The organism is Aliiglaciecola sp. SL4 (genome assembly GCF_041538045.1).
Taxonomy (GTDB): Bacteria; Pseudomonadota; Gammaproteobacteria; order Enterobacterales; family Alteromonadaceae; genus Aliiglaciecola.
This window is the reverse complement of sequence record NZ_JBGOSE010000013.1, coordinates 89,366-100,845: the sequence shown is the minus strand read 5'-3', so window position 1 is coordinate 100,845 and position 11,480 is coordinate 89,366. Positions and strand designations below refer to the sequence as shown.

Below are 11,480 nucleotides of genomic sequence, written 5' to 3'. Positions count from 1 at the left end.
GAAAGGGCTATCCGAAAGGGTAGCCCTTTTTTGCATTTGTGACTTTACAACATAGCCAATATGAAATACATGGTGTGGATAGCCCTTACTCTAAAGCGCTGCCGCGCAACAACACCCCAAGGGAAACCATACCCATCTAATGTCATGCAATGCCTGTCGATGTAATAGTCATCTAGGTGTCACACCTCCATGTGGCTATCTCCAGTGCAGCATCCCTGCTGCCCGTTCCATCGGTTAACGCTTCTGCGAAGCTAAACACAACCGATTCCACCCCCATGTGAGAGCAAAGAAATGTATAACTCTGTAGCACGGGCTTCAGCCCGTGGAATAAGCCATGCCTGTTCATGTTAAATTTGCGCAAAAAATGGAGGATTTAATTGTCCGAGAGCAAAATAATATTATAGCCTCTACTTTTGTGGATTCACGCGCAGAAGAAAACATATTGTGTACTTACAGGCAAAATTGATAAAGCCGCAAATTTTTATGCAGATAAAACACAAGTATCTATATGGGCGGGTCTAGACCGGGCGTCTTTTAAGCTAACTTGTATGATATTAAAGATACGCCTAAGTATTGGATGCGCACTTTAGCCTACCATGAAGGTATTCTAGGCCATCACTTTCAAATCAGTATTTCTGTGGAGCTAGAGGGGTTACCTATTTTCAGATCCTTATCGCCTTTTACCGCTTATGCTGAAAGTTGGGCATTATATGCCGAGCGTTTAGCTTGTGAATTAGGATTTGGATATTACCCGTACGATAATATCGCTCGTTTATACGCTGAGCTATTTAGAGCTGTTCGTTATGCACCTAATTTTAGGTGCATAACGTTTTAACTTAATTATTCGAATAAGGAGCAGTATTGGCAAACAATTAATCTTGTCTACGCAATAAGTCTTTGTATGTTGAATCCGTAATTCAACGACCTCCATGCACTTTTAATTGTCACACCTCAATATCAAAATAATATTTTGGTGCAGTTACAGGTAAATTCCAGCATTTAATCCTTAATTAATCAGCATAACGCTGGTTCGTCATTTGCATACTCTTAATATTATTGAACGTTTGGTTGCATTAAGCTAAGGACAATATAGTGGAACAAGTTACAGAATTTATTCACCTAATATTGGATAGTTCCTCTGTATGGATGATTTTTGCTGTTGTTTTTGTCGGCCTATTTTTATTTTTGTGGTTGATTAAACACATAACTTTCTTTTATCTACGTAGGCTCTCTAATAAAAGTCGGTTTAGTTTAGATACAATTATACTGGATTCTGTAAGCCGCCCAGTAACATTAATTATCGTGGCAGCCTCGTTATCTTTAAGTGAGTTAGTTCTAATAAAAATAGCTGAAGACGTGAGTACTCTTGAAACCACTTTTACAGTGGTCAGTAAATTGGCCATTGTTTTCGCTATTATTATTTTTGCCGACCAATTTACGCGCAAAAGTTTATGTCGATATTCCAACAGTTCACCAATGCTAAGAAGCAGTGGCAACCTAGTGAGAGGGACTGTAAGGGTAGTCATTTATCTTATTGGTGTGCTTATCGTATTGAGTACCGTAGGAATATCTATTACTCCCATAGTGGCATCATTAGGAATCGGCTCATTAGCGGTAGCTCTTGCCCTGCAACCTACTTTGGAAAACTTTTTTTCGGGGATTCAAATGTTGGCTGATAAGCCAATAAGAGTGGGAGATTTTATTGAGTTAGATACAGGTGAACAGGGGTTTGTTGACAAAATTGGTTGGCGCTCAACCTGGATTAAAATGCTTCCGAACAACACAGTCATTATGCCAAATAGTGTTTTAGCCCAATCAAAGATCATTAATTACTATTACCCCGAAAAGCAACTATCCGTGCCTGTTGATGTGGGCGTGCATTATGATTCTGATTTGGAGCATGTGGAGCGAGTATCTTTAGAAGTAGCTAGAGAAATACTCAAAACCCATAAATGGGGAATAAAGGACTATGATACCTTCGTTGTTTTCCACACCTTTGATAACTCGAGTATTAATTTTACGGTTATGTTGAGAGCCCAAGAATACTTCAACAGGTTTTTTATTAAGTCTGAGTTTATTAAAGCGTTACATAAACGTTTCGCAGAGGAGGGAATCGTTATTCCTTATCCAATTCAGGCCATTAACTTAACCCAAGAGGGAAGCGCAAGCGCTTTTTCTGCAAAAGATGTGAAAAGTGATTAATGATATGATCGCTAGTTAGGTTAAACAGATATGTACTATATCGAATCTTAATTTGTGCGATCTTCACGTAACAACCCATACATATCCATATCATGGAAGTCGTCATTCCAGTAGCATTTGCCACGTAAGGTACCCTCAAACTTGAATCCAAGTTTTTTTAACAAAGCACCTGAGGGAATGTTAGAAGGTAGTGCTAAGGCTTCAATTCTATGAATATAAAAATGAAATTCAGAGGAGAATAAGTAGTCCGTAATTTTCCGAACCGCTTCTGTTGCAAAGCCCTTTCCCCAATTTTTTTGGCTGATCTCGTAACCAAGAACCGCACTATGATCATATTTGTTCCAATGGGTAAAACCGCAAGAACCTATATATTCTCCACTTTCTTTATTACGAATCGCCCAACGAATACCATTGTCGCTGGTGAATCTAGAATCAAAATATTCCACTAAGCTGTCAGCTTCCCGAATGTTTTTAAATAGCTCAACATCGTAATGTTCAACAACTTTAGGATCGGAAAATACTTCAAATATAGACTGTCTATCTTGTTTGGTTAATTGATCTAATCGAAGTCGTTGGGTTTCAAATACAGGGAATGTTCTAGTTTGCATTCATCAATCTAAGGGGTTAGAAGTGGGTGACTTATTATTAACTATATGCAGGAATATGCAACTTAGTCGGAAGCTTCATTTAAAGGCCATTCATAAAAAACAGATATAAAAAAACCGGCATTTTCAGCCGGTTTTTAAAAGTTATTGACTACTTACTATGATTCTTTACTACGGCTAGCGCGTTTTCTTTCATTTTCAGTTAGCAATTTCTTACGAATACGAATGCTCTCTGGAGTCACTTCTACTAGTTCATCGTTATCGATAAACTCAAGGGCTTGCTCAAGGGACATTCTTACTGGTGGTACTAGTGTTTGGGCTTCATCAGTACCAGAAGCTCGAACGTTAGTAAGTTGCTTACCTTTAAGGGCATTTACCGTCAGGTCGTTATCACGGCTATGAATACCGATAACCATACCTTCATATACTTCAACACCGTGACCTATGAATAGACGACCACGTTCTTGTAAGTTAAATAATGCATTGGTTAGTGCTTTACCTGTAGCGTTGGCAATAAGTACACCGTTCTTACGTTGACCAATTGAACCACCTTTATGAGGACCGTAGTGATCAAAAGTATGGTAGATCAAGCCTGAGCCTGAGGTCATAGTCATAAAGTCAGTTTGGAAACCAATTAAGCCACGGCTCGGGATCATAAAGTCCATACGAATACGTCCTTTTCCATCCGGAGACATATTCGTCAATTCACCTTTACGAAGACCGATTTGCTCCATGATCGAGCCCTGATGCTCTTCTTCAGCATCAATGGTTAATGTTTCAAACGGTTCGTGAATTTCACCATCAATTTCTTTTAGAATTACTTCTGGACGAGAAACGGCTAATTCGTAACCTTCACGGCGCATGTTTTCAATCAATATACCCAAATGTAGTTCACCACGTCCTGATACGCGGAATTTATCCGGATCTTCTGTTTCTTCTACTTTTAGGGCTACGTTATGAATCAATTCGTTTTGTAAACGTTCAAGAATATTACGAGAAGTAACGTATTTACCTTCTTTACCCGCAAATGGAGAAGTATTTACTTGGAACGTCATGGTTACCGTAGGTTCATCAACTGATAACTGTGGTAATGCTTCTACTGCATTTGGATCACATATTGTGTCAGAGATTTTCAATTCACCTAAACCGGTAATTGCAATAATGTCTCCAGCTTGTGCTGAATCAACTTCATGTCTTTGTAGTCCAAGGTAACCTTGTACTTGACCTACTTTACCATTGCGTTTAGTTCCATCTGCCATAACAACAGTGACTTGTTGGTTTGGTTTAACCACACCACGAGTAACACGGCCAACTCCGATAACACCCACGTATGAGTTGTAATCAAGTTGCGAAATTTGCATTTGGAAAGGACCTTCAGGATCTGCATCCGGTGCATCTACAACATCAACGATTGTTTGGAACAAATCCGTCATGTCTTCAGCTTGCTCGTCTGCTTCTCTAGTTGCCCAACCGTTTAGTGCTGATGCATAAACGACTTGGAAGTCCAACTGGTCATCAGTTGCACCAAGGTTGTCGAACAAATCGAAAACTTGATCCATAACCCAATCAGGACGTGCGCCTGGCTTGTCAATTTTGTTGATAACAACAATAGGCTTCAAGCCTTGAGCAAATGCTTTTTGTGTTACAAAGCGCGTTTGTGGCATTGGACCTTCTTGAGCATCTACTAATAGAAGTACAGAGTCAGCCATTGACATTACACGTTCAACTTCACCACCGAAATCGGCGTGTCCAGGAGTATCAACGATATTAATACGGTAATCATTCCAGTTAATTGCTGTGTTTTTAGCAAGTATGGTAATTCCACGTTCTTTTTCAATGTCGTTAGAATCCATAACCCGCTCTTCAGCTTCGCCTCGGCTTTCCAAGGTTCCTGACTGTTGCAACAATTTGTCAACCAAGGTTGTTTTTCCGTGGTCAACGTGCGCAATAATTGCAATGTTTCTTAATTTACTAATATCTTTCATTTTGATCGGTAAGCCTGTACTTTTAAATATGCTCTCGGATTGCCATTAATATCCAGTATTCATCACTGATATTGCCGAGGGTTACGTTTGGGCGCGGATTATACAGGTAAATAGTGAGCAGCGCCCTATTTATTTGTGATCCTAGGAAACTATATTGTTTTAGGGAAGGGTCCTTTTCATAATGATTAACCTCATAGTATGTTGAAATCGACGTTTTAGCTTTCATGGAACCGCTAAAAGTAAACATTAGAGTGCAGAGTTGCACCAAAGTGGAGAGTGCATTTTCACAGTATCGCTTCCGGTTTTTCATATGTCATTGAATTTTAAGTAGTTAAACTTAAATATGATCATGGCGCCATTTTTGCTTTTAAAAGACAAAAAATAAATATAAAGATCTACACCCAATTAAACATATATGACGAGATTTGCGACAAAGCATAATCATCGTCAGGCAATGAAGCCCGCACAATTTTCCTTTTAAGGGAAATTTGAGTGGGTTTTTTTTTGCTCAACGAAAAGTTACGGCGAATTAGGCGATATAACATGAGTGCTCAAAAATTTAATCTGGTGTCTTTTACGGGCAAAATGAAAACCCTACATCTTTCCTGGATGGCCTTTTTTATCACCTTTGTGGTGTGGTTCAACATGGCACCTTTAAAAGAAGCGATAGTTGACGGGGTTGGACTGACACTGAGCGAATGGAAAACTCTATTGATCATCAATGTCGCCTTAACTATTCCTGCTAGGGTATTAATAGGTTCCCTAACCGATAAATTTGGCCCTAGACTTGTGTATTCCTCATTACTAGCCATTTGCGCCATTCCCTGTTTTGCCTTTGCCCTAGCTAGTACCTTTGAACAATTATTAATTGCACGTTTTGCCATGGGCTGTATTGGTGCTGGCTTTGTTGTCGGTATTCGTATGGTAAGTGAATGGTTTCCCCCCAAAGAGTTAGGTACCGCTGAAGGTGTTTATGGCGGTTGGGGTAACTTTGGTTCAGCTGCGGCTGCTTTTTCTTTACCGACCATTGCATTATTGTTCGGCGGTGACAATGGGTGGCGCTATGCCATTGGTATTACCGGTGTATTGAGTTTGATTTTTAGTGTTATTTATTACAAAAACACCACAGACACCCCTAAAGGTTCCACGTACTTTCGTCCTAAAAATCTCGGCGGATTAGAAGTCACTAGTGTGAAAGATTTCTATTTTTTATTGGTGATGAAAACGCCCATGTATTTGGCGCTGGCTTTATTAAATTGGAAACTTTCGCCAAATGGCGTCGGGTTGTTGAGTAGTGAAGTGGGAACAATTTTGTATTTGAGCCTTGGCGCGCTCTATATTTTTGATGTTTATAAGACCTACCAAGTTAACAAAGATATATTCACTACGCCTGTACCTGACATTCATAAATATGAATTCAAGCAAGTTGCGGTGTTGAACGTATTGTATTTTGCGACCTTTGGTTCTGAATTGGCGGTAGTCTCTATGTTACCGGCTTTTTTTGCGGATACTTTCACATTAAATATGGCCACAGCTGGGTTACTAGCGGGAATGTATGCATTTATGAACCTAATGTCACGTCCTGGCGGTGGACTCATCTCTGATAAGTTTGGGCGTAAACCTACATTATTGATACTGACTGCAGGTCTCGCCTTAGGTTACTTTGCCATGAGCTTTATTGATGCAACTTGGCCGATTTGGTTGGCCGTAGTAGTGGTAATGGCATGTTCCTTTTTTGTTCAATCCGGTGAAGGTGCTGTCTTTGCCGTGGTACCGTTAATAAAGCGTCGCTTAACAGGGCAGATTGCTGGAATGACTGGGGCATACGGTAATGTTGGTGCAGTGGTATATTTAACCGTGTACTCTCTTGTCGATACATCTACCTTCTTTATTGTGATTGCGAGTACAGCTGTTTTGGGTTTTGTAGCATTACTATTTATGAAAGAGCCAAGCGGCACTATTACAGAAGTAAGAGAAGATGGTAGTGTCGAATTGATAAACGTCACATAATATAAATTGTCTTACTTCATTCAGGTATTTTAGCTTGGGAAAACTACACCTAGAATTTGGTGGTTATTCAACCGCGGGTGTTAAACAAGAAAATCAGGATGCGTTTGCAGCCTGGCTGCCTACTGATTCTGAATTAACAACTAAAGGCTCAGTCGCCACTATTGCTGATGGCGTGAGTTCATGTAGTCGGGCAAAAGAAGCAGCCATCACCTGCGCCACCAATTTTATTCAAGATTACAGACAAACCCCACAGACCTGGACTGTGAAAAGAGCCGCTACCCAAGTGCTTCAAGGCTTGAATCGTTGGTGTGCCGGTCAGCATGACTACTCCATGGGGGAGCAAAGTCAAATGGTGACGACTTTTAGTGCGCTGATCTTTAAGTCAACCACCGGATTTCTCTTTCACGCAGGAGACAGCCGTATTTGTCGTTTACAACAAGGCGATTTTGAACAGCTCTCTACAGATCATCATGCCCGTTTTGGCAATAAAAAAGTGTTAAGTCGTGCTATTGGTATCGAAAATAATTTGGATGTGGACTTTCGAACCTTTGAGCTTAGAACGAACGATTTATTTGTATTGACTACCGATGGTATTCACGAGTTTATTAGCCCAAAACAGATACAATCTGTGCTCAATCAGTGGTTACTAAAACCTAACACTAGTCTAGAAGTGCTAGCCAAAAGTATTGTGGAATTGGCCATTCAGGCTGGTAGTGATGACAATCTAAGTTGTTTACTTGTCAAAGTCGCAGGGCTTCCTCAGGCCGATCTCAATGAATATCACCGCCAGCTAACTCGCCTAGCCATGCCACCTGTTTTACAAGAAGGGATGAAGCTTGAGGGATACCGAGTATTGGAGCAGGTGTTCAACGGCACTCGAAGTAGTTTGTACAAGGTCATAAAAGAAGACACCCAAGAGCTGTATTGTTTAAAGACACCGTCTCAATATTTTGTTGATGATCCTATTTATTTAAGCGGTTTTTTACGTGAAGAATGGATAGGTCAAAAACTGAATCACATGAATATAATGAAAATAATTCCGCGACCAGAAAACGCGAAATTTATGTACCATGTGTGCGAGTTTATTGATGGGCAAACTCTGCGACAATGGATGTTAGATAACCCCACTCCTACTATTGTTGAAGTTAGAAGTATTATTAAGCAGTTAATTGCTGCTTTGCGCATATTTCAGCGTCAAGACATGGTCCACCGTGATATCAAACCAGAAAATGTGATGATTACTAGCACCGGAGAGGTAAAGCTTATTGATTTCGGCACCGTTTATGTGGGGGCCATAGCGGAAACGGAAGCTTGGCAAGAAGAGAGTGTAGCCGTAGGTTCGGTAAACTATGTGGCACCAGAATTTTTGCTGAATAACCGCTTCGATTTTCGTTCTGACTTATTTTCAGTGGCCGTAGTGTGTTTTGAAATGTTAGCAGGGCACTTGCCCTTCAACGAGTTTACTCCCCAATCATCATCAGGATTAACGGTTGATAATTGGCAATATATTTCCCTAAGAAAATTTAGACCTGAACTGCCACAATGGTTAGATATTACCTTACAGAAAGGATTAATGACCAGTCCAGAACAGCGTTATCAGGCTTTCTCTGAATTTTTAATGGATTTGACTAAACCCAACTACAACATGCTGGCGCAAATTCAGCATCGACCACTAATCCAACGCCATCCACTTAGATTTTTTAAAATAATAGCCCTAATTGAGTTTATTATTATTTTATTATTATTGATCTACTTTATTTGAGCATAGTTAGCGTTTAACGGCCATGCCCTATTTTAGTTAAAACTTGCACCAATACACTGCATATCAACCTACTTTTTAGTTCTTTTAAATTGTTAAGTTATTGAATAATATATGGTTAATATTTTGGCCTAATTAATGCTTTATTAGTTAATAGAGATAGGTTGCAACGTTTTCTAGGGTTGCATCTATTACACAAAATTCAATAACTAGCCACGGCGGTTAGTTATACCCGGCAACGAAGCCCGCAAAATCTGTTTAGCAGATTCTGCGGGCTTTTTGCGTTTCTGGGGCTAATAAATTAGAGGCTTATTATGACCACAAATGAACAGTTAACTCGCATTGTCGTAGTCGGCAATGGAATGGTAGGACACCATTTTGTTGAGCAACTTATTCAACAAAGTGAAGAGGTGTACGGTAAAAATCGTTTTCACATTACAGTGTTGTCTGCGGAACCCAGATTGGCCTATGACCGTGTTCATTTATCAGAGTATTTCTCTGGTAAAACTGCCGACGAGTTGTCTTTAACTAGTGCTGAACATTATCAACAGCTTGGTGTGAATTTTCAGGTTAACGCACGGGTTAATGATATTGATAAGCAAGCCAAAACCGTGGCTATCGAAAGTGGTGAAACCTTAAGTTATGACAAATTGATTTTAGCGACAGGCTCATTTCCATTTGTGCCGCCCATTCCTGGCAACGATCAACCTCACTGCCTTGTGTATAGAACCATTGAAGATCTAGAAGCCATTAGCGCATCTGCACAAGTCAGCAAAGTTGGTGTGGTTGTTGGTGGTGGTTTATTGGGCTTAGAAGCGGCTAATGCCCTTAAACAAGCGGGGTTGAAAACCCATGTAGTTGAGTTTGCTCCGCAACTGATGGCTGTTCAGGTAGATGGCAGCGGTGGTCGAGTACTAAAAGACAAAATTGAAGATCTTGGGGTGGAAGTGCATACCCAAAAAGCCACCCAAAGTATCGAGGCGGGTGAAAACAGTCGTTATAAAATGGTGTTCGCAGACGGTGAAATCCTTGAAACCGATATGATTTTGTTTTCTGCCGGAATTCGTCCACAAGATAAGCTGGCCAGAGAATTTGGCATTGTGATTGGCGAGCGTGGTGGCATTGTTGTAAATGACCACTGTTTAACCAGCGATCCAGATATCTACGCCATCGGTGAATGTGCCCTATGGAACAACTTTATTTTCGGTTTGGTTGCTCCTGGTTACACCATGGCCAGAGCCGCTGCTAGTAATATTGTCGGTGGTGATCTTGCGTTCGAAGGTGCTGACATGAGCACCAAGTTAAAGCTGATGGGAGTAGAAGTAGGTTCTATCGGCGATGCCCATGCTAGAGAGCATGGCGCATTAACCTACACCTATGAAGATCAGGTGTCAGGCGTGTATAAAAAAATTGTGGTGAATCCGGAAACTAACAAATTAACGGGTGCTGTACTCGTTGGGGATACCGGCGATTACGATACCTTATTGCAATACGCATTAAATGAAATAGATTTACCGGAATTTCCTGAAAGTCTCATTTTGCCTTCATTCGGTGAAGGCGCACCCACCTTAGGCGCGGACGCTTTGCCTGATACTGCCACTATTTGCTCATGTCATAACGTGACTAAAGGTGACATTGTTGCCAGCCTTGATGGAGGAGCTTGTGATCTAGCCGCGGTGAAAAGTTGTACTAAAGCCAGCACTGGCTGTGGAGGTTGTGCGGCGTTGCTGAAGTCGGTGACTGACAGTGAACTAGAAAAGCGCGGTGTAGAAGTTAAAAAAGACATTTGTGAGCACTTTGCTTATTCACGTCAAGAGTTATTCCACATGGTCAAGGTAGGGCAAATTAAAACCTTTGACGAATTATTGGAAAAACACGGTACGGGTTTAGGCTGTGAAATTTGTAAACCTGCCGCAGCTTCTATTTTAGCTTCAATTTGGAATGACTTTGTCCTTGAAAAACCTCACGTCACATTACAAGACACCAATGATACCTATTTGGCCAACATGCAAAAAAATGGTACCTATTCAGTAGTGCCCCGTATTGCGGGGGGGGAAATCACCCCTGATAAACTGATTGTACTGGGCCAAGTAGCCAAGAAATACAACCTATACACCAAAGTCACCGGTGGCCAACGAATTGATTTATTTGGAGCCAGAGTTGAACAGCTCCCGCTTATTTGGGAAGAGTTGATTGATGCTGGTTTCGAGACCGGGCACGCCTACGCTAAATCACTCAGAACCGTTAAGTCATGTGTCGGTAGCACCTGGTGTCGCTACGGAGTGCAAGATTCGGTGGGGCAAGCGATTGACATTGAAAATCGCTATAAAGGCCTGCGTTCCCCCCATAAATTAAAAATTGGTGTTTCTGGCTGTACGCGTGAATGTGCCGAAGCCCAAAGTAAAGATATTGGCATTATTGCCACTGAAAACGGCTGGAATTTATATGTTTGCGGTAACGGTGGAATGAAACCTCGACATGCCGATTTATTCGCTACCGACCTCGATACAGAAACGTTAATTAAATACATCGATAGAGTGTTGATGTTCTATGTACGCACTGCTGACAGACTGCAAAGAACTTCCGTGTGGATGGAGAATATGGAAGGTGGACTTGATTACCTTAAAGAGGTGGTGATTAACGACTCCCTAAGACTAGCCGCCGAACTAGAGCAACAAATGCAACATGTAGTCGATAGCTATCAATGTGAGTGGAAAACCGCCATAGCAGCTGATGAGTCTCGCAAGCGTTTCCGTCAATTCGTGAATAGTGAAAAAAGTGATAGCAACATCATTTTTGTGGAAGAGCGAGATCAGATCCGTCCGGCCACAGAAAGTGAAGTCGATAATATTTTAGGTACGGTGAAGCCAGTTGTTGAAGCTGCTTCAACAATCAAAATTGTAGAAGTGGAGTAAGGAA

The 11,480-nt window shown here is 41.0% G+C and carries 6 protein-coding genes and 1 pseudogene; 5 read left to right on the top strand and 2 right to left on the bottom strand.

Going from position 1 to position 11,480, the window contains the following annotated elements; genetic code table 11:
• Positions 1-514: 514 nt before the first annotated feature.
• Positions 515-802, top strand: a pseudogene (locus AB6T38_RS16310) (DUF885 family protein); the annotation flags it as partial.
• A 290-nt stretch (positions 803-1,092) separates the two neighbouring features.
• Positions 1,093-2,202 (top strand): mechanosensitive ion channel family protein, encoded by a 1,110-nt coding sequence (locus tag AB6T38_RS16305; protein WP_372548305.1) that lies wholly within the window; start codon positions 1,093-1,095, stop codon positions 2,200-2,202.
• 47 nt (positions 2,203-2,249) lie between these two features.
• Here AB6T38_RS16305 and AB6T38_RS16300 read toward each other — a convergent pair whose 3' ends face one another.
• Together AB6T38_RS16300 and typA are read right to left on the bottom strand one after the other, a co-directional pair.
• Positions 2,250-2,810, bottom strand: coding sequence for a GNAT family N-acetyltransferase (locus tag AB6T38_RS16300; RefSeq protein ID WP_372548304.1), 561 nt, complete (start codon positions 2,808-2,810; stop codon positions 2,250-2,252).
• Between the two features lie 155 nt (positions 2,811-2,965).
• Entirely contained in the window at positions 2,966-4,792 is a 1,827-nt protein-coding gene (typA, locus tag AB6T38_RS16295) for a translational GTPase TypA (RefSeq protein WP_348491211.1), read from the bottom strand.
• A 543-nt stretch (positions 4,793-5,335) separates the two neighbouring features.
• Between typA and AB6T38_RS16290 the strand changes: the two genes are divergently transcribed.
• The 3 genes from AB6T38_RS16290 to nirB all read left to right on the top strand — a co-directional run bounded on the left by AB6T38_RS16290 (position 5,336) and on the right by nirB (position 11,476).
• Complete coding sequence (locus AB6T38_RS16290) at positions 5,336-6,802, top strand: NarK family nitrate/nitrite MFS transporter (RefSeq protein ID WP_372548303.1); 1,467 nt, start codon at positions 5,336-5,338, stop codon at positions 6,800-6,802.
• Positions 6,803-6,836: 34 nt separating this feature from the next.
• The gene (locus AB6T38_RS16285) at positions 6,837-8,564 is read left to right on the top strand and encodes a protein kinase (protein WP_372548302.1); all 1,728 of its coding nucleotides are present in this window, start codon (positions 6,837-6,839) and stop codon (positions 8,562-8,564) included.
• A gap of 311 nt (positions 8,565-8,875) precedes the next feature.
• The gene (nirB, locus tag AB6T38_RS16280) at positions 8,876-11,476 is read left to right on the top strand and encodes a nitrite reductase large subunit NirB (protein WP_372548301.1); all 2,601 of its coding nucleotides are present in this window, start codon (positions 8,876-8,878) and stop codon (positions 11,474-11,476) included.
• The last annotated feature ends 4 nt before the right edge of the window (positions 11,477-11,480 follow it).